14 protein-coding genes are annotated in these 19,309 nt (G+C 69.6%); 5 read left to right on the top strand and 9 right to left on the bottom strand.

Going from position 1 to position 19,309, the window contains the following annotated elements:
* Window positions 1-329 precede the first annotated feature (329 nt).
* Window positions 330-674 (top strand): hypothetical protein, encoded by a 345-nt coding sequence (locus AC069H_RS05775; protein ID WP_478231500.1) that lies wholly within the window; start codon window positions 330-332, stop codon window positions 672-674.
* A gap of 64 nt (window positions 675-738) precedes the next feature.
* Here AC069H_RS05775 and AC069H_RS05780 read toward each other — a convergent pair whose 3' ends face one another.
* Window positions 739-1,935 (bottom strand): DUF6986 family protein, encoded by a 1,197-nt coding sequence (locus AC069H_RS05780; RefSeq protein ID WP_478231501.1) that lies wholly within the window; start codon window positions 1,933-1,935, stop codon window positions 739-741.
* Window positions 1,936-1,939: 4 nt separating this feature from the next.
* Complete coding sequence (aceB, locus tag AC069H_RS05785; RefSeq protein WP_340687300.1) at window positions 1,940-3,517, bottom strand: malate synthase A; 1,578 nt, start codon at window positions 3,515-3,517, stop codon at window positions 1,940-1,942.
* Window positions 3,518-3,620: 103 nt separating this feature from the next.
* On the opposite strand from aceB, the gene AC069H_RS05790 reads away from it, so the two are divergent.
* Window positions 3,621-4,397, top strand: a complete 777-nt coding sequence (locus tag AC069H_RS05790; RefSeq protein ID WP_125673234.1) for an IclR family transcriptional regulator — start codon at window positions 3,621-3,623, stop codon at window positions 4,395-4,397.
* Here AC069H_RS05790 and AC069H_RS05795 read toward each other — a convergent pair.
* Window positions 4,387-5,118 carry a TetR/AcrR family transcriptional regulator gene (locus tag AC069H_RS05795; protein ID WP_478225632.1) on the bottom strand — a complete coding sequence of 244 codons (732 nt, stop codon included), beginning with the start codon at window positions 5,116-5,118 and terminating at the stop codon, window positions 4,387-4,389. The genes AC069H_RS05790 and AC069H_RS05795 overlap by 11 nt on opposite strands.
* 108 nt (window positions 5,119-5,226) lie before the next feature.
* On the opposite strand from AC069H_RS05795, the gene AC069H_RS05800 reads away from it, so the two are divergent.
* Window positions 5,227-6,723, top strand: a complete 1,497-nt coding sequence (locus AC069H_RS05800) for an MFS transporter (protein ID WP_478231502.1) — start codon at window positions 5,227-5,229, stop codon at window positions 6,721-6,723.
* A gap of 64 nt (window positions 6,724-6,787) precedes the next feature.
* On the opposite strand, the gene ftsY is transcribed toward AC069H_RS05800, so the two are convergent.
* Window positions 6,788-8,104 (bottom strand): signal recognition particle-docking protein FtsY, encoded by a 1,317-nt coding sequence (gene ftsY, locus AC069H_RS05805; RefSeq protein WP_478231503.1) that lies wholly within the window; start codon window positions 8,102-8,104, stop codon window positions 6,788-6,790.
* A gap of 152 nt (window positions 8,105-8,256) precedes the next feature.
* Here ftsY and AC069H_RS05810 point away from each other — a divergent pair, with 152 nt between their 5' ends.
* Both AC069H_RS05810 and AC069H_RS05815 read left to right on the top strand, forming a co-directional pair.
* Entirely contained in the window at window positions 8,257-9,474 is a 1,218-nt protein-coding gene (locus AC069H_RS05810; protein ID WP_478231504.1) for an anhydro-N-acetylmuramic acid kinase, read from the top strand.
* 9 nt (window positions 9,475-9,483) lie between these two features.
* Window positions 9,484-11,067, top strand: a complete 1,584-nt coding sequence (locus tag AC069H_RS05815) for a sodium:solute symporter (protein ID WP_478225636.1) — start codon at window positions 9,484-9,486, stop codon at window positions 11,065-11,067.
* A 70-nt stretch (window positions 11,068-11,137) separates the two neighbouring features.
* Here AC069H_RS05815 and smc read toward each other — a convergent pair whose 3' ends face one another.
* From smc to AC069H_RS05840, 5 genes are all read right to left on the bottom strand, one after another.
* Entirely contained in the window at window positions 11,138-14,737 is a 3,600-nt protein-coding gene (gene smc / locus AC069H_RS05820; protein ID WP_478231505.1) for a chromosome segregation protein SMC, read from the bottom strand.
* Between the two features lie 88 nt (window positions 14,738-14,825).
* A complete protein-coding gene (locus AC069H_RS05825; protein ID WP_478225638.1) occupies window positions 14,826-15,113 on the bottom strand; it encodes an acylphosphatase in 288 nt (95 codons plus the stop codon).
* 253 nt (window positions 15,114-15,366) lie between these two features.
* Window positions 15,367-15,903, bottom strand: a complete 537-nt coding sequence (locus tag AC069H_RS05830) for a hypothetical protein (RefSeq protein ID WP_478231506.1) — start codon at window positions 15,901-15,903, stop codon at window positions 15,367-15,369.
* A gap of 120 nt (window positions 15,904-16,023) precedes the next feature.
* Complete coding sequence (locus AC069H_RS05835; RefSeq protein WP_478231507.1) at window positions 16,024-16,725, bottom strand: response regulator; 702 nt, start codon at window positions 16,723-16,725, stop codon at window positions 16,024-16,026.
* Window positions 16,722-19,307 (bottom strand): DUF4118 domain-containing protein, encoded by a 2,586-nt coding sequence (locus tag AC069H_RS05840; protein WP_478231508.1) that lies wholly within the window; start codon window positions 19,305-19,307, stop codon window positions 16,722-16,724. Before AC069H_RS05840 ends, AC069H_RS05835 begins: the two co-directional genes overlap by 4 nt.
* Between the last annotated feature and the right edge of the window lie 2 nt (window positions 19,308-19,309).

A 19,309-nucleotide genomic window follows, 5' to 3' on the forward strand; every position in this document is an offset into this window, starting at 1 on the left:
CTGACACAGACGGCACCCCTTAACCACATTTTCCACACCGAAAATGTGTGAGATGGGTTGCGGCTTCCCTCACAGCGGCCCTACAGTGGGTCTCGGCCCTCCGGGGCCGAGCCGGACCGGCATCCGTCCCATGCGACGGACGGCAAGTGCGACCACTCACTTCGTCGGCCTGGTAGGAGGATCTGCGGCGTGCGAGCTGGAGAGAAGCTCGCAAGCCGCAGATGCGAGGGGGAAACGGAGGCAGCTGGGGAGTCGCCTCCGGATGAAAGTGGTCCCCAGCTTGACGCGCCAATCCCGGCTCGCCTGACTGGGTCGGAAAGGGCATGCGCATGGCTGCCGAAACCGAGGGCCCGGGAGAGACCGCGCCCGTGGAAGCAGTACCGGGCTGGGACGAGACACCGACCCCGCTCGCCAGGATCAGGATCGAAACGACCGAGCTGAAGGCCGAAGCGACGGTGCCCGCCACCGAAACCCGTCGGCTCCTCGCGACGATCCTGAACACGTTGTTGGTGCTCGGAGCCGTACTCGGCCCGGCGCTCACGTTGCAGGTGGTTCCGGCCGCCTTTCCGGTGTGGGCGACGGCGGGAACGATCGCAGCCCAGCTCGCCATGCTGGTGCTCGTCGCGAAGTCCGCGCACCCGAAGGAGACGCCCGGCCGCGGTCCATCCGTCTGACGCCGCCCGGGCGAGGAGCGGCTGAGCGAACGCCTGCCACGAAAGGCGCTCGCTCAGCCGCTTCTCACACCGCCCGTCGCGCGTAGCCGTCCAACTCCGCCCGGGAGAACGAAAGCTCCCCCCCGTCCACGGCCCCGCAATCCAAGCCTCGCACCAGGAAACTCGCCAAGGCCTGAGCGGTCGCCGGTTCGTCGAGCACCCCGCGCCCGGTCTGGTCCGCGTAGTCCCGCAACCGGCCCAGCGCCGCCGGGAAACCCTCGCGGAAGAACGCGTACGTCGCGGCGAACCGGGTCGGCAGCTGATGCGGGTGCAGATCCCAGCCCTGGTAGAAGCCGCGTTCGAGGGATCGCCGCACCAGCCGCAGATGTTCGCGCCAGGCCGGGAGGATCGCGTCGCCGACGGGCAGCTTGTTCGTCGAGCCGTCGGAAAGCCGGACGCCGGTGCCCGCGGCCGAAACCTGCATGAGTTGCTTGGCGAAATCGGCGGCCGGATGTTCCATGCTCTGGTACTCGGCGCCGATCCCGAGCCCGGCGCTGTAGTCGTAGGTTCCGTAGTGCAGACTCGAACACCGGCCGCGCGCGGCTTCGATGATCCGCGGGACCGCCACCGTCCCGTCCATGTCCACAATGGACTGGGCGGTCTCGATCTGGACTTCGAACCGCAGCGCGCCCTCGGGCAGCCCGTACGCGGATTCGAGGCGCTCCAAGACGTCCGCCGCCACTTCGACCTGCTCGACGGCGGTCACCTTCGGCAGCGTGACGACGAAACCATCCGGCAGCGGACCGCTTTCCAGCAACCCGGCCAGGAAGAGATCGAGCGTGCGGATGCCGCGACGGCGGGTCGCCTGCTCGAAGCTCTTGAACCGGATGCCGACGAACGGTGTGCCGCCCGTGACGGCGAGGGTCCGCCCGGCGGCGAGCGCGATGGCGTCCTCTTCGTCATCGCCCGGCCTGCCGAGGCCGTCCTCGAAGTCGATCCGCAGATCCTCGATCGGCTCGGTCAGCAGTTTGGTCCGGACCCGGTCGGCGATGTCCGCGTCCAGGCCCAGCTGATCGGCGTGCTCACCGAAGACCCGCAGCGCCTGCTTGCCCCAGTCCGCCACGAGCCGCGTCTTGTACCGCGACGCGGGCACGTACACGGTGTGCACGGGCTGGCGGCCGGGCGGCTCGCCGGGGTACTTGGCCACGACGCGCGCGTCGGCTTCTGCCAGACGCGCGTCAGCGGCGGTGTAAACGTCCTCGGTGAGCCGCCCGTTCCCCATCTGTCTACTTGATCCGTTCGTAGGCGGGCAGGGTCAGGAAGTCCGGGAACTCGTCGGCGAGCGCGACCTGCTCGAACAGTTCGACGGCGGGCTCCAGCAGCTCCGGCTTGATCTCGGCGGCGAGTTCGCCGCGGACCTCGGCCAGCACGCCGCGCACCAGCTCCTCGGTGACCTTGTCGCCGGTGTCGAGCTGCGTGCCGTTGCGCACCCACTGCCACACCTGCGAACGCGAGATCTCCGCGGTGGCGGCGTCCTCCATCAGGTTGTGGATGGCCGCCGCGCCGTTGCCGCCCAGCCAGGAGGCGATGTAGCGGATGCCGACGTCGACGGCGGCACGCAGCCCGGCCGCGGTGGCACTGCCCGGCGTCGAAGCCGCGTCGAGCAGCTGGTCGGCGGTGACGGACACCTCGTCGCGGGTGCGGTCGAGCTGGTTCGGCTTGTCGCCGAGGACCTTGTCGAACTCTTCGCGGCAGATGTCCACCATGCCGGGGTGCGCGACCCAGGAGCCGTCGAAGCCGTCGCCGGCCTCACGGCTCTTGTCGGCACGGACCTTGTCGAGCGCCGCGGCGGTGACCTCCGGGTCCTTGCGGTTCGGGATGAACGCGGCCATACCGCCGATCGCGAACGCGCCGCGCTTGTGGCAGGTGCGCACCAGCAGCTCGGTGTACGCGCGCATGAACGGCGCGGTCATGGTGACCGAGTTGCGGTCCGGCAGGACGAACTTCTCGCCCGCGTCGCGGAAGTACTTGATGACGCTGAACAGGTAGTCCCAGCGGCCGGCGTTGAGGCCGGAGGCGTGCTCGCGCAGTTCGTAGAGGATCTCCTCCATCTCGAACGCGGCCGGGATGGTCTCGATCAGCACGGTCGCGCGGACGGTGCCGTGCTCGATGCCGAGCGCCTTCTCCGCGTGGGTGAAGACGTCGTTCCAGAGCCGGGCTTCGAGGTGGCTCTCCATTTTCGGCAGGTAGAAGTACGGGCCCTTGCCGCGGTTGAGCAGTTCCTGCGCGTTGTGGAAGAAGTGCAGGCCGAAGTCGACCAGCGCGCCGACGGCCTGGCGCCCGCCGAAGGACAGGCCACGCTCGTCGAGGTGCCAGCCGCGCGGGCGGACGACGATGGTCGCGTGCTCGACGTCGTCACGCAGGGCGTAGCTCTTGCCGCCGCTTTCCAGCGTGATGGTCTCGCGGACCGCGTCGTACAGGTTGACCTGGCCCGAGACGACGTTCGCCCAGTGCGGCGTGTTGGCGTCCTCGAGGTCGGCGAGCCAGACCTTGGCGCCGGAGTTCAGCGCGTTGATGGTCATCTTGCGGTCGGTAGGGCCGGTGATCTCGACGCGGCGGTCGCGCAGCGCGGGCGGGGCCTCGGCGACCTTCCAGTCGCCCTCGCGGATCTCCTTGGTCTCGGGCAGGAAGTCGAGTTTGCCGGTGGTCCTGGCCTCCTCGCGGCGCTTGCTCCTGGCCTGCAGCAGCTCGTCGCGGCGGGCGGCGAAGGCCTCGTGCAGGCCGGCGAGGAAGGCGAGGGCCTCCGGCGTGAGGATTTCGTCCCCGCGCTCGACCGGATCGCCGAGCACCTGAGCTTCAGACATGAGTAACACCCCGAGTTCGGAAAGATAACGTCCCTACGGTTTTACATGACGGACTATAGTTTCTGCATAGCGGAACATCAACGCCGACGTAAGGAGTACCACGGTGGCAGCGGAGAAGAACGGGCGCGACGGCGGCGTCCAGTCCCTTCAGCGGGCCTTCGAGCTCCTCGAGCATCTCGCGGACACCGGCGGGGAGGCCAGTCTTTCGGAGCTGGCGACCCTGTCCGGGTTGCCGATGCCGACCATCCACCGGCTGATCAGGACACTGGTGGACCTGGGTTACGTCCGGCAGAACACCAACCGCCGGTACGCGCTGGGCGCCCGCCTCATCCGGCTGGGCGAGAACGCCAGCATGCAGTTCGGCTCGTGGGCGCGGCCGCTGCTCGCGGAACTGGTCGACGAGGTCGGCGAGACCGCGAACCTCGCCGTCCTGGAGCGCGACGAGGTCGTATACGTCGCCCAGGTGCCCTCGAAGCACTCGATGCGGATGTTCACCGAGGTCGGGCGGCGTCTCCTGCCGCACGGCACCGGCGTGGGTAAGGCGATGCTGGCGCATCTGCCGTCCGACGACGTCACGGCGCTGCTCGCCAGGACGGGCATGCCCTCCTACACCGAGCACACCTTCACCGACCAGGACGCGCTCCTGCGCGAGCTGGCGAAAATCGCCCAGCAGGGTTACGCGCTCGACGAAGCGGAGCAGGAGCTGGGCGTCCGTTGCGTCGCCGTCGCGGTGCCGGGCGCGCCGGTGCCGGCGGCCGTCTCGGTGTCCGGGCCTTCGGGACGGCTCACGATGGAAGCCGTCGAGCGGATCGCGCCCGTCGTCCAGCGGATCGCGAACTCGCTCGGTTCGACCCTTTCGCAGGACGGGGTCACCGTTTGAGCCTGGCCTCCAAGCCGTCGAGCATCCTGTCCAGCCCATAGCGGAACTTCTCGTCACGGAGCCGGACCGGATCGGTTCCGGCGGCGGCCCTGGTGAGCGCTTCCCGCTGATGCGGATGTCCTCGCACCGCCTCCTCGACGGCGGGCCGCAGGCGCTCCGCCCAGTCGCTTTCGCTCCGGCCGCTCTTGGCGACCGTCGTGAGCCAGGCCGCCTCGGTCGTCCCCATGCCGATGACGTAGGAGATGACCGCGCTGATCGCCTGATCGGCCTCGTCACCGGGGAAGCCCGCGCCCGCGAAGACGCCCAGCAGCCGCTCGTTGAGCCGCATGACGTTCGGCCCCAGGTACGACAGGCCGACCGAGCCGAGCAGTGAAGCGACCCACGGGTGCCGCAGGATCATCGCGCGAACGCTTTCCGCCCCCACTACGGCCGCTTCGCGCCACCCTGCCGAGCCGTCGCCGTCCGGCACGGTGATCTCGCCGTAGACCTCGTCGACGACGAGTTCGATCAGCTCGTCTCGGTTCGCCACGTGCCGGTAGAGCGACGTCGCGCCCGCGTTCAGCGCGGTGCCCAGCCTGCGCATGCTCAGCGCGTCGACACCTTCGACGTCCAGGAGCCGGACGGCCTCGGCCACGATCTGCGCCTGGCTCAACGCGGGTTGGTCCCGCTTCCGGCGAGGACGGGTCCATACCGACTGGATCGGCTGCTCCTCGATCGACATGGCCCCCACCTTAGCGCACGAGGTACCCCCTTGCGTACGCCGTTTCGTTTTGCGTACAGTGTGCGCGTCAGTCGAACAACGTACGCAAACACCTCTGGGGGTATCCCGATGAACGAACCCGTCCGCGATCCACGCCGCTGGTGGATCCTGATCGTGCTGTGCCTGAGCACGCTCGTACTGGTCGTCGACAACATGGTGCTGACGGTCGCCATCCCGCCGCTGGCCGAAGATCTCGGGGCCAGCGCCCAGGACACGCAGTGGATCCTGGACTCCTACATCCTCGTGTTCGCCGGCCTGCTGCTCACGTCGGGAAGCCTCGGAGACCGGTTCGGGCGCCGGAAGGTGATGCTCATCGGCCTCCTCCTGTTCGGAGTGGCCTCACTCGTCGCGGCGTTCGCCGCGAATCCGCTCGAACTGATCGTGTCCCGCGCGGTGATGGGCGTCGGCGGCGCGCTGATCATGCCGAGCACCCTGTCGATCCTGATCACCGTCTTCGACGACGAGGAACGCCGCAAGGCGATGGCGGCCTGGAGCGCGGTCGCGATGATCGGCCTGATCGGCGGCCCGGTACTGGGCGGCGTGCTGATCGCGTGGTTCTGGTGGGGCGCGGTGTTCCTGATCAACGTGCCGATCGTCGTCATCGCCGTGCTCGCCGCGCTCACCCTGATGCCGGAGTCCAAGGGCCCGTGGCAGAAGCCGGACCCGCTCGGCGCCGTACTGTCCGCGGCCGGCATGGTCGCACTGGTCTGGACGATCATCGAACTGCCCAAGCACGGCCTCGCCGAAGCCGGCACCTTGATCCCGCTGGCGGTCGCGGTGGTGTGCCTGACCGGTTTCGTGTTCTGGGAGCGGCACACGCCGTCGCCGATGGTCCCGCTCAAGCTGTTCCGCAAGCGTAACTTCAGCGGCGGCAGCCTGTCGCTCACGCTGGTGCAGATCGGCAACGGCGGGCTGCTGCTGCTTCTGACCCAGTACCTGCAGTTCGTGCTCGGCTACACCCCGACCGAGGCGGGTCTCGCGTTCATCCCGATGGCCGTCGCGTCGCTGCTCTTCAACACCCTCGGCGCCACACTGGGCCAGAAGATCGGCAACCGCACACTGGCCACCGTCGGGATGACCGTGATGGCCGGCGGCTTCGGCCTGCTCGCGACGATGTCGGCGAGCGAAGGTTTCCTGCTGCCCGCGATCGCGCTGTTCCTGCTCGGCGCCGGCGGCGGGCTGGCGATGCCGGCGGCGATCGCGGCGCTGATGGGCGAGGTCCCGGAGGAGCAGGCCGGTGTCGGCTCCGCGCTCAACGACACCATCCAGCAGCTGGGCGCCGCGCTCGGCATCGCGATCCTGGGCAGCGTCGTGTCGGGCCTGTTCACCGCGAACATGCCCGAGTCCGCCCCGGCGCAGGCACGGCTTTCGATCGGTGACGCCTTCGCGACCGGTGACGGCGGCCTCATCACCGTGGCCCGCGAGTCGTTCACCTTGGCGATGTCGACCACGTTCCTGGTGAGCGCGGTGGGCGTGCTGGCCGCGGCGGTGGTCGCGTTCCTGGTGATGCGGGACAAGAAGACCGCACCGGTTCCGGCCAGCGAGAACGTCCCAGTCACGGCCTGACAAGTGATATGAAAGGCCCCTTCATTGCAAATTTTGCAATGAAGGGGCCTTTCATTGCAGTCCGCTAGCTGCTGAGCAGAGCCTCGACGAACGCGCCCGGCTCGAACGGCGCCAGATCGTCCGGTCCTTCACCGAGGCCGACCAGCTTGACCGGCACCCCGAGTTCGCGCTGCACCTGGAAGACGATGCCGCCCTTCGCGGTGCCGTCCAGTTTGGTCAGGACGATGCCGGTGACGTCGATGACCTCCGAGAACACGCGAGCCTGCATCAGCCCGTTCTGCCCGGTGGTGGCGTCGAGCACCAGCAGCACCTCGTCGACCTTCGCCTGCTTCTCGACGACTCGCTTGACCTTGCCCAGCTCGTCCATCAGGCCGGTCTTGGTGTGCAGACGGCCTGCCGTGTCGACCAGGACCGCGTCCACGCCCGCCTCGGTGCCGCGTTTGACGGCGTCGAAGGCGACCGCCGCCGGGTCCGCGCCTTCCTTGCCGCGTACGACCTCCGCGCCGACCCGCTCGGCCCACGTCTGGAGCTGGTCCGCCGCGGCGGCGCGGAAGGTGTCGGCCGCGCCGAGCACCACGGTGCTCCCCTGCGCGACGAGCACCCGGGCGAGTTTGCCGGTGGTGGTGGTCTTGCCGGTGCCATTGACCCCGGCGACCAGCACCACGGCGGGCTGCTTCACTCCGTCGACGGTGTGCGGCAGCGCGCGGACGGCCCGGACCGCGTCGGTCGACAGGGCGGCGGTCAGTACCTCCTGCAACACCGCGCGCGCCTCCTCGGAGGTCCGCACCGCGCGGCGCTTCAGCTCGTCACGAAGGCGCTCGACGATCTCAGTGGTCGTCGCGGCACCCAGGTCCGCCATGAGCAGCGTGTCTTCGACGTCCTGCCAGGAGTCCTCGTCCAGGTCACCGGCGCCCAGCAGGCCGAGCAGGCTCTGCCCGAACACCGAACGGGACTTGCCCAGCCTGCCGCGCAGCCGCTCGAGGCGGCCGGTCGCCGGGGCGATCTCCTCGGCGGGGGCGGGGGCGGGAGCCGGCGCGGGCGCCACATCCTCGGCCGGTTCGGGAAGTTCGACGTCGCGCACCGTGCGCTGCGCGGAATCCCTCGGCACCGCCGCGTCGTCCCCGACGGCGGGCTGCCCGTCGGTCTCCGGACGATCCTCGACCGGGTGCTCCGGTTCCTCGGTCTTCTCGCCGCCGGGGGCGAGAGCGATCCCGCCGGTCGCGGTATAACCGCCGCCCTTCGGCTTCTCGACGGCGTCGGCAGCCTTGGACTCGTCCAGGCTGATCCGGCGGCGGCGCGCGATGAACAGCCCGGCCACCAGAACGGCGACCAGGACCACTACGGCAACGACAACGATCCAGAACCAGGGGGTACTCGACACGGCGCCATCCTCGCATCCGCATCCCGTCGCGCTCAGACGCCCCACGGGAAGGAAGCCGATCTTGTCAAGCATCCACCGGATAGGACTCATTTCGGACAAGAAGAAACGGTCCGGCTTGCGCGATCTCCGGAACGACGGCTAGACCACTCCGAATGACGGTTTCTTCCGGCACTGGGGTCCGGGTGATCGGGCTCATCTCCGGCACGTCGATCGACGGGATCGACGTGGCGGCCGCCGAACTGCACGCCGACGGGGGCACCGTGGTGCTCTCCCCGCTCGGCCGACTGGAAGTCCCTTATCCCGAAGAGCTCCGCGAGACCTTGCTCGCCGCCCTGCCGCCGAATCCCTGCGACGCCGGGCAGCTCACGAAACTCGACACCCTGGTAGGCCAGGCCTTCGCCGAGGCCGCCGTGCGCGGGGTCGAGGAGCTGGCCGGTGGCGCGGCGGACGTCGTCGCCTCGCTGGGCCAGACGGTGTTCCACTGGGTCGAAGACGGCATCGCGCGCGGCACGCTGCAACTGGGGAACCCCGCGTGGATCGCCGAACGCACCGGACTGCCGGTGGTGGCCGACCTGCGCGTCCGGGACGTCGCCGCCGGCGGGCACGGCGCGCCGCTCGCCAGCACGCTGGACGCGTTGTGGTTACGGGAAATGGCCGCTTCCGGCCCGGTCGCGGCGCTGAACATCGGCGGGATCGCGAACATCACGGTGGTCCCCGAAAACGGCACTGCCGGCGCCGTCCTCGCCTACGACACCGGACCGGGCAACGCGCTGATGGACATCGCCGCGCACCGCGTCACCGGGCTGCGCGCCGACATCGACGGTGCGCTCGCCCTGCGCGGAACGGTGCGGCCCGACCTGCTGGCGAAACTCCTGCTCGAGCCCTACTACGCGGCCGCGCCGCCGAAGTCCACCGGCAAGGAACTGTTCCACGCCACGTATCTCGACAAGGCGCTCGACGGGCTCCCGCCGATCGGCGCGGAAGACCTCCTCGCGACACTGACCGAACTGACCGCCGTGACCATCGCCGCGGAATGCCGTCGCCACTCCATCGCCACGGTGATCGTCTCCGGCGGCGGCGCCGACAACCCGGCGCTGATGGCCGCGCTCGCCAGGAACCTGCCGGATACGGCGCTGAAGACCAGCGACGACCACGGGCTGCCCCGCGCGGGCAAAGAGGCATACCTGACCATTCTTCTCGGCTGGCTGACCTGGTCCGGCGTCCCGGGGAATCTCCCGTCGGCGACCGGCGCCCGCGGCGACCGGCTGCTCGGCAGCATCACCCCGGGCGCGGGTCCCCTGCGGCTTCCCGCGCCGCACAGCTCAACCGTGACCCGGTTACGGGTAGCGGCGAAGACCGGCGAGCGATAGGAGATACGGATGCGCGCACTTGACCTCGCGATCATCGGGCTTTTTCTGGTCGGCATGCCCTTGCTGGGCGTCTGGATCGGCGGCAAACAGAAATCCGGCTCCGACTACTTCGTCGGCGAAGGCAAGATCTCCTGGTGGGTGGCCTGCCTCTCGGTGGTCTCCGCGGAGACGTCCACCCTCACCGTGCTCTCCGTGCCGACGGTGGCCTACATCGCCACCCCCGGCGACGGCGGGATGACGTACCTGGCACTGGCGATCGGGTACATCGCGGGCCGGATCGTGGTGTCGATGGTGCTGTTGCCGCGTTACGTGGCGGGCAATCTGGTCACCGCCTACGCCTTCCTCGGCAAGCGCTTCGGCAGCGGGCTGCAGGGCACCGCGTCGGTGACCTTCCTGCTCACCCGCACGCTGGCCGACGGCATCCGGCTGTTCGCCACCGCGATCCCGATCAAGGTGGTGATGGCGGCCTACGGCCTGAACGTCTCGTACTGGACCATCGTCGTCGGACTCGGTATCGCGATGGTGCTCTACAGCTTCTTCGGCGGGGTCCGCGCGGTCGTCTGGGTCGACGCGATCCAGATGCTCTGGTACGTCCTCGGCGCGGTCGTGGTGATCTGGGCGATCTCCGGCAGGCTGCCCGACGGCTGGTTCGGCAAGGCCGTCGACGCGAACAAGTTCCAGATCTTCGACTTCTCCTCGAACATGCTCACCGGCCAGTACGCGTTCTTCACCGCGTTGATCGGTGGCGCGGTGCTCTCGATGGCCTCGCACGGCTCGGACCAGCTGATCGTGCAGCGCCTCCAGGCCACCAACGATCTGCGCGCCGCGCGGAAAGCCTTGGTCGCCAGCGGTTTCGTGGTGTTCCTGCAGTTCGCGCTGTTCCTGTTCATCGGTGTGCTGCTGTGGGCGCTGTACAACGGTCTCGCCCCGACGAAGCCGAAGCCGGAAGGACTGGGGCTGGCCAACAAGGACGAGTTGTTCGCGAACTTCATCGTGAACGACCTGCCGAGCGGTCTGTCCGGGTTCGTGATCGCCGGGATCCTCGCCGCCGCACTGAGTTCGTCGCTCGGCGCGCTGGCCTCGTCCACGGTGACCGACGTCTACGAACGGGTGATCGGCCGGGAGCTCCCGGAAGCCGACCGGCTGAAGCACGGCCGGATCTGGACGATCGTCTGGGCGGGCGCGCTGATCCTGTGCGCGGGTTTCTTCGCCTCCTCCAACAAGACCTCGGCCGACCCGATCGTGGTGCAGGCGCTCGGCATCACCGGCTACACCTACGGCGCGCTGCTCGGCGCGTTCCTCTTGGGCCTGCTGATCAAGCGGGCGAGGCAGGCGGACGCGATCGTGGCGTTCGTGTCGACGGTGATCGTGATGGCCTTCCTCATCCTGGGTGTCAAGTTCAACAAACCGGACGGCAGCCTGATCGGCGTCGACTTCAGCAAGGCGTCCGGGAACACCGTGGCGCTGGCGTGGCCGTGGTACACGCTGTGCGGTGTGGTGATCACGCTCGTGGTGGGCGGGTTGCTGTCGCTGCGGCACGGGAGCGTGGACCCGCTGGCCGAGCCGGACGTGAAGGAGTCCACGCCGGTTTAGCCGGTCCCGGACGACATGAAAGGCCCCTTCATTGCAAATTTTGCAATGAAGGGGCCTTTCATAGCACGCGCTAAGCGGGAACCGGGTCCTCTTCGGAGGTACGCAGCCGCTGCGAGATCACCTTCGTGATGCCGTCGCCCTGCATCGAAACGCCGTACAGCGCGTCGGCGATCTCCATGGTCGGCTTCTGGTGGGTGATGATGATCAGCTGCGACGAGTCCCGCAGCTGCTCCAGCAGCCCGATCAGCCGCCGCATGTTGGTGTCGTCGAGCGCGGCCTCGACCTCGTCCATGACGTAGAAGGGCGAAGGCCGGGCGCGGAAGATCGCCACCAGCATGCCGACGGCGACGAGCGACTTCTCGCCACCGGAGAGCAGCGAGAGCCGCTTGACCTTCTTGCCCGGCGGGCGCGCTTCGACGTCGACACCGGTGGAAAGCAGGTCGTTGGGCTGCGTGAGCACCATGCGCCCCTCGCCACCCGGGAACAGCACGCCGAACACGGTCTCGAATTCGCGCGCGACATCCTCGTACGCCGACGCGAAGACCTCGAGGATCTTTTCGTCGACCTGCTTGATGACGGCTTCGAGGTCCTTGCGGGTGTCCTTGAGGTCTTCGAGCTGGGTCGAGAGGAACTTGTAGCGCTCTTCCAGCGCCGCGAACTCCTCCAGCGCCAGCGGGTTGACCTTGCCCAGCAGGCTCAGGTCCTTCTCCGCGCGCTTCGCCCGGCGGGCCTGGGTGTCGCGGTCGAACGGCATGGGCGGCGGCGGGGTGACGTCCTCGCCGCGTTCCTTGGCGGCCTCGTACTCGGCCATCTCCCCCGCGCTCGGCGGCACGGGAACGTCCGGGCCGTACTCGGCGACGAGGTCCTCGAGACCGATGCCGAAGTCTTCGGCGATCTTGGTTTCCAGCTGTTCCAGCCGCAGCCGCTGCTCGGCGCGCAGCACCTCGTCACGGTGGACGGCGTCGGTGAGCTTCTCGAGTTCGCCGGTCAGCTCGCGGACCTTGCTGCGGACCTGGGTCAGCGCGGTCTCCCGCGACTGCCGCTGCGCCTGCGCCTCGTCCCGTTCGTGGGCGGCGCGCTGCACGGAGACCTCGATGCGCTCCAGCGCGATCTCGCCGCCGTTGACCACCGCGTTGGCGATCTCGGCGCCGCGTTTCCGCGCGGCCCTGGACTTTTCGGCGCGTTCGCGTGCCTGCCGCTCGGCGTGCGCGGCCCGGCGGAGCGATTCGGCCTTGCCCTGGATGCTCCGCGCGCGCTCCTCGGCGGTACGCAGCGCGAGCCGGGATTCCATCTCCTCTTGGCGGACCGTGCCGAGGTCTTCGGCGGCCTGGTCGCGCTCGGCGGTGTCCGGATCCTCGTCGACTTCCTGGTCGGCGACGGCGGCCAGCCGCTCTTCGAGTTCGGCGAGCTGCCGCAGCGCCTCTTCGCGGCTCTGCTCGACCTTGGCGCGCTGGTTGCTCAGCCGGTCCATTTCGGCCTGCGCGGCACGCGCGGCCTGCTGCATCCGGTTCAGCCGCTCGGACGAGCGCGCCTTGCGGACCTTCGCGTCCCCGAGCGCTTCCTTGGCCCTGCCGACCTCTTCGCGCCGGGCAGCCTGTCCGGCGCGGGCGCCTTCGAGTTCCGCGGCGGTGCGTTCCAGCGCGCGCTCGGCGGCGCTCAGCCGATCGCCCGCCTCGTCGACCGCGGCCTGCACCTCGATGACGCTCTCGCTGCGGGCGGAACCACCGACCGCCCAGCGCGCGCCGAAGACGTCGCCTTCGGGCGTGACCGTGCTGACTTCGGGATACACCTCGACGAGACGGCGCGCCGACTCCAGACCGTCCACAATGGCCACCCGATCGAGCGCGTGCTCGACGGCGGACCGCAACGCGGGCGGCGCGGTGACCACTTCACGCGCCCAGTGCGCGCCTTCGGGAAGCGAAGGCCAGCCGCTCGTGTCCACAGTGGACTCCAGGCCGCCGAGCAGGATCCCCGCGCGCCCGGAGTCGTGGTCCTTCAAGAACTTCAGCGCGGCGAGTGCGTCTTCGCCACCGTTGACCGCGACCGCGTCGGCGACCGGGCCGAGTGCCGCGGCCAGCGCGACCTCGTGGCCGGCTTCGACGGTGAGCAGCGCGGCGACCGAACCGAGCAGGCCCGGCAGTTCGTGCTGCGCGCCGAGCAGCGCCCCGGCACCGTCCTTGCGCCGCAGGCCCATCGACAACGCCTCTACGCGGGCCTTCTCCGACGCGATCTCACGTTCGGCGGCCCGCTCGGCCTTGACCAGCTCCTCGACCCGCGCCTTGGCGGCGTTGTTGGCCTCCACGGCGCGGTCGTGATGGGCCTGCAGGTCGGAGTCGTCGGATTCCTCGACGCCACCGGCGGCCTTGGCCTCTTCGAGCTCCTCGACGGCGATCTCCGCCCGCTCGGCCGCCTCTTCGAGCGACACGGTGAGCCGGTCGATCTCGTCGGACGTGGCGCCGTTCTTGCTGCGCAGCGCCTCGACCTGACCGGACAGCTTCGCGAGACCTTCCCGGCGGTCGGCGATCGCGCGGACGGCGGCCATATGCGCGCGCTCGGCGGCCTGGACGAGATGTTCGAGCTGCTCGCGCCGCTGGACGGTCTCCGAAAGCACCATCCGGGCCTCGGCGACGGCCTCGTTCAGCTCCTGCTCCCGTTCGGCGACCTGCTCGGCCTCGGCGAGCAGCTCGTCGGGGTCGCGGCCGGTGCTCGCCTGCTGCACGTCGGACGAGAGGTGCCGCTGACGCTCCAGCGCGAGCCGCACGGTGCCCCGCAACCGCTCGGTCAAGGCGGAAAGCTTGTACCAAGTCTCCTGTGCGGCGGCCAGCTTCGGCGCGTCCTCGGCCAGCGACGCTTCGAGCTCGGCCTCCTCGGCGGCGACGATCTCCAGCGCCTGCTCGACCTCGGAGCGCCGCTGACGCGCGACACGCTCGTCCGCCTCTTCCTTGGCGATGCCTTCGCGCTGGGTGACCAGGTCGTGGGCGAACAGCCGCAGCCGCGCGTCGCGCAGTTCGGACTGCACCCACTGCGCCTTGCGGGCGATCTCGGCCTGCTTGCCCAGTGGTTTGAGCTGACGGCGGAGCTCGGTGGTGAGGTCGCCGAGGCGGTCGAGGTTGCCCTGCATGTTCGCGAGCTTGCGCAGGGTCTGTTCCTTGCGCTTGCGGTGCTTGAGGACGCCGGCGGCCTCTTCGATGAAGGCGCGGCGCTCCTCGGGCTTCGATTCGAGGATCGCCGAAAGCTGCCCCTGCCCGACGATGACGTGCATCTCGCGGCCGATACCGGAGTCCGACAGCAGTTCCTGCACGTCCATCAGGCGGCAGCGGTCGCCATTGATTTCGTACTCGCTCGCGCCGTCACGGAACATCCGGCGGGTGATCGAGACCTCGGAGTACTCGATGGGCAGCGCGCCGTCGGCGTTGTCGATGGTGAGGGTGACCTCGGCGCGCCCGAGCGGGGCACGGCCGGCGGTCCCGGCGAAGATGACGTCCTCCATCTTGCCGCCGCGCAGGTCCTTCGCGCCCTGGGTGCCCATGACCCAGCGGAGCGCGTCGAGGACGTTCGACTTGCCGGAGCCGTTCGGCCCGACCACACAGGTGATGCCCGGCTCGAAACGCAACGTCGTCGCCGAGGCGAAGGACTTGAAGCCCTTGAGCGTCAGGCTCTTCAGGTGCACGTCGTGCTGCCCCCTCTGGCTGCGGGAACCGGTCTTTCAATCGACCCAGGCTACCTGTGTGCTCACGGTGATCGTGGGACGCGGGGCTTCAGCGCTCCACGAACCCGCGAAGCCCGCCTTTCGCGGGCGACCACCGCTCGACGACGTGATCCACACTTCCGGGTGATTCCCCGGATCGCAAGGCGGCCAAAAGCCGCTCACAGTGTTCACGATCACCCTCCGCTATCACCTCGACACGCCCGTCCGCCAGATTGGCCGCACTGCCGACCAACCCCAGCTCAAGCGCCCTACTGCGGGTCCACCAGCGAAAACCGACACCCTGCACCCGGCCGTGCGCCCACGCGGTCAGCCTGGTGTGCGTTACTTCTTCACTCACGTCCCCTATCGTGCACCATGCGGATGAACGCGGAGGGTGAACACAACGTTCGCTGTAGTTCGCAGACGGTGAAGCGGCGGTGATAATCTCCGCGCCGGGTCCCCACTTCGGGCTACCTCGCCCGGGTAGCCGAACTCCCCGAAGCCCCCCATCCGAGGAGCCAGCACATGCCCCGTCCCGACGGGTCTGATCCGAGCGCACGCGTGTCCGTGGCACCGCCGCGCGGCGCCACCGGCAAGCTCAACCGCGCAGGCTACGCCGTACTCGGCGTCAGCGGCCTCGTGGTGGCGACGGCCTTCGCCGCGATCGCCGAACTCGCGGGCCCCGGTGTCTCCGCCACCGCGGGCGGCACCGGCGTCCCCGGCGGCGGACAGGGCATCGCCCCCGCCGGCGTCCAGCTGGTCCCGGGCAACGCCGTCCCCGGCGGCCCGATGACCGTCAGCGGCTCGCCGACCCCGGGTGCGCCCTCCAGCTCGACGGCGCCGCCGACCACGGTGACCTCGGTCGGCGCGGACGGCAAGGAGACGACGAGCGTCGTCACCCCGCCCCCGCCTGCGACGACCCCGGGCGGCGGCGAGCCGACGCACACGGTCCTGCCGCCGACGACGCCGACCAAACCGAGCTCGCCGAAGCCACCGACCTCGAATCCGCCGACAACCACGACGACACCGCCCACTACGACGCCCACTACGACGGATGAAACCCCGCCGGGTGGCGGCTCCAGCTCCAGCGGCGCCCCCAGCGAGTCGACGCCGGGCCGGTCCAGCACGTCGAGCACCGACACGTCCACGAGCAGCGCCCGGTAAGCCTTGGGTCGTGAAGGCCTCCTTGCCTACCTTGAGGGTAGGGAAGGAGGCCTTCACTACTTTGCGGCAGGGTTCGCAACGCGTCAGCCGCCATTCGAACGGGCTCACACTTCGAAGCGGTACCCCATTCCCGGCTCCGTCAGCAGGTGCCGCGGCCGCGAGGGTTCCGGTTCCAATTTCCGCCGCAGTTGCGCCAGATACACCCGCAGGTAGTGCGACTCGGTCTCGTAGCTCGGGCCCCACACCTCGTGCAGCAGCTGCTTCTGCGCCACCAGACGGCCGCGGTTGCGCACCAGCAGCTCCAGCACTCCCCATTCGGTTTTGGTGAGGTGCACTTCCTTGCCGTCCCGGCGCACCTTCTTCGCCGCGAGGTCGATCCGGAACGATCCCGTGTCCACCACCGCGTCCGCACCGTCCACACCGGACGACGCCGAGCGGCGCACGGCGGCCCGCAGCCGCGCCAGCAGTTCGTCCATGCCGAAGGGTTTGGTGACGTAGTCGTCGGCGCCGGCGTCGAGGGCCTGCACCTTGTCGGCCGAGTCGCCACGCGCGGACAGCACGATGATCGGCACGGTCGTCCAGCCGCGCAGCCCGGCGATCACCTCGGTGCCGTCGAGATCGGGCAGGCCGAGGTCGAGCACGACGACGTCGGGTTTGGTCTCGGCGACCGCCTTCAGCGCGGCCGTCCCGTCGTGTGCGGTGATCACCTTGTAGCCGCGGGCGGACAGGTTGATCCGCAGGGCTCGCACGATCTGCGGTTCGTCGTCGACGACCAGCACGGTCGCCGACGCGGTGTCTGCGCTCATCGCACTCGCTCCTCCTCTTCGTTCTCGAGGTCCTCGTCGTCGAAAGCGAGGAGGCTCTTTTCCGGATCCTGACCAACATATGCGGGCAGCGAGATGACGACGGTGAGCCCGCCTCCTGGCGTGTCCTCCGCCCGGATCCGCCCGCCCATCGCCTCGGTGAACCCCTTGGCGACCGACAGCCCCAGTCCCACGCCGGGCACGCTGTCCCGGTCTCCCCCGAGCCGCTGGAACGGCGCGAACGCCGAGTCCGCGGTGCCCTTCTTGAGCCCGCGCCCGTGGTCGACGATGCGCAGTTCGACGTGATTCGAATGCGTGCTGGCGCGGGCCGACACCGGCTCGCCCGAAGCACCGTGCCGCAGCGCGTTGTCGATCACGTTCGCCACCACGCGTTCCAGCAGGCCTGGATCGGCGCAGACCGACGGCAGCCGCGAGTCGATCGCGACGACGACCGACGCCGAGTTGTCCACATTGGACAGGGCGTGCGAGACGACCTCGTCGTAACCGACCGGGCGCAGGTGCGGGCGCACCGCGCCGGTCGCCAGCCGGGATGAGTCGAGCAGGTTGTCGATCAGCCCGGCCAGCCGGTCCGCCGATTCCTCGATCGCTTCGAGTAGCTCGTCAGTGTCCTCTTCGGACAGTGAGATGTCGGTCGCGCGCAGGCTTCCGCTGGCCGCCTTGATGGACGTCAGCGGGGTCCGGAGGTCGTGTCCGACGGCCGACAGCAGGGCCGTGCGGAGCTCGGTCGCCTCGGCCTTGCGCTCGGCCCGGATGGCCGCCTTCGCCGTCCGCTGCTGCCGCAGGGCGAGCAGTGCCTGCCCGGCGACGGCTTCCAGCACTCCCCGGTCCGACGCGGGCAGCGCGCGGCCCCGCAGCGTCAGGTGGACGTCGGCGGTGACCGCGATGTCGACGTCGGCCTGATCCGGGTCGGTGCACGGGTCCGTGCCAGCGTTCGCCACCCGTTTCCACTTCCCGTCCCGCTTTTCCAGCAGGGTCACCGAAGTCAGGCCGAAGTTCTCTCGGACCTTCTCCAGCAGCCGCTCGATCGGGTTGGTGTGCGTGAGCACCGTCCGCGCATAGGAAGCGAGCAGCGCCGCCTCGGTCCGCGCCCGCGCCGCCAGTGTCGCGCGCCGGGCGGCCGTGTCGACGACCGCCGCGACGAGGACCGCCACCAGCACCATCGCGACCAGCGTGATCACGTTCCGCGGTTCGTGGACGGTCAGGGTGTACAGCGGCCGGGTGAAGAAGAAGTTCAGCAGACCGGCCGAGAACACCGCCGCGAGCAGCGCGGGCCCGAGCCCGCCCGCGAGCGCGACCAGTACCGTCGCCAGCATGTAGACGACCACGTCGGTCGAAAAATCGAGTTGCTCCTCCAGCATGACGCCGAGCAACGTCGCCAAGACGGGCAGGACGACGGCGAGCGCCCAGCCCGCCAGCCGCCGCGAGGAAGGAAGCGGGCTCCGGTTGAACCGGGCGCGCAGCCGTCCGCCCGCTTCGTCGTGCGTGACCATGTGGACGTCGATCGGGCCGGACCGCTGGACCACGGCCGCGCCGATGCCCTCGTCGAACAGCCTCGCCACGCGTGACCGTCGCGAGGTCCCGACCACCAGCTGGGTCGCGTTCACCCCGCGCGCGAAGTCGAGCAGCGCCGTCGGCACGTCGTCGCCGACGACGGTGTGGAAGGTCGCGCCGACCTCTTCGGCCAGCTTCCGGTACTTGCCGACCGCCGTCGGCCCCATCCCGGCGAGCCCGTCACCCCGCAGGATGTGCAGTACCTGCAGTTCGGCGCCCGCGCGGTTCGCGATGCGGCTCGCGCGGCGGATGAGCGTCTCGCTCTCCGGTCCGCCGGTGATGGACACGACCACCCGTTCGCGTGCTTCCCACGTGTCGGTGATCTTCTGCTCGGCCCGGTACCGCTGGAGCGCGACGTCCACCTGGTCGGCGACCCACAGCAGCGCGAGTTCCCGCAGCGCGGTGAGGTTGCCGGGACGGAAGTAGTTGCCCAGCGCGGCGTCGATCCGCTCGGCCGGATAGACGTTGCCGTGCGCCAGGCGCCGCCGCAGCGCTTCGGGCGTGATGTCCACCAGCTCCAGCTGTTCGGCCCGCCGCACGACCTCGTCGGGCACCGTCTCCTGCTGGGTGACGCCGGTGATCCGCTCGACGACGTCGTTGAGGCTCTGCAGATGCTGCACGTTGACCGTGGACAGGACGTCGATCCCGGCGGCGAGCAGCTCGTCGATGTCCTGCCAGCGCTTCTCGTTGCGCGAACCCGGCACGTTGGTGTGCGCGAGTTCGTCGACGACGGCGACCTCGGGCGCGCGGGCGAGCAGCGCGTCGAGGTCCATCTCCTCGAACTCGTGCTCCCGGTGCGCCGACCGGCGGCGCGGCACCGTCTCCAGCCCTTCGACGAGTTCCGCGGTCTTCTTCCGCCCGTGCGTCTCGACCAGGCCGATGACCACGTCGGTGCCCCGATCGAGGCGTCGCCGCGCCTCGCCGAGCATCGCGTAGGTCTTGCCGACGCCGGGGGCCGCGCCGAGGTAGATCCTCAGCTCACCCCGGCGCGGCTTGGTCGTGTTCTCGTCCACGT

It is taken from the genome of Amycolatopsis sp. NPDC043887 (assembly GCF_056435665.1).

What these genes read in the sequence shown, in the direction of transcription:
- AC069H_RS05775 (WP_478231500.1), top strand. Translation starts at nt 330, where the DNA reads ATGGCTGCCGAAACCGAGGGCCCGGGAGAGACCGCGCCCGTGGAAGCA.
- AC069H_RS05780 (WP_478231501.1), bottom strand. Translation starts at nt 1,935, where the DNA reads ATGGGGAACGGGCGGCTCACCGAGGACGTTTACACCGCCGCTGACGCG.
- aceB (WP_340687300.1), bottom strand. Translation starts at nt 3,517, where the DNA reads ATGTCTGAAGCTCAGGTGCTCGGCGATCCGGTCGAGCGCGGGGACGAA.
- AC069H_RS05795 (WP_478225632.1), bottom strand. Translation starts at nt 5,118, where the DNA reads ATGTCGATCGAGGAGCAGCCGATCCAGTCGGTATGGACCCGTCCTCGC.
- AC069H_RS05800 (WP_478231502.1), top strand. Translation starts at nt 5,227, where the DNA reads ATGAACGAACCCGTCCGCGATCCACGCCGCTGGTGGATCCTGATCGTG.
- AC069H_RS05810 (WP_478231504.1), top strand. Translation starts at nt 8,257, where the DNA reads ATGACGGTTTCTTCCGGCACTGGGGTCCGGGTGATCGGGCTCATCTCC.
- AC069H_RS05815 (WP_478225636.1), top strand. Translation starts at nt 9,484, where the DNA reads ATGCGCGCACTTGACCTCGCGATCATCGGGCTTTTTCTGGTCGGCATG.
- AC069H_RS05835 (WP_478231507.1), bottom strand. Translation starts at nt 16,725, where the DNA reads ATGAGCGCAGACACCGCGTCGGCGACCGTGCTGGTCGTCGACGACGAA.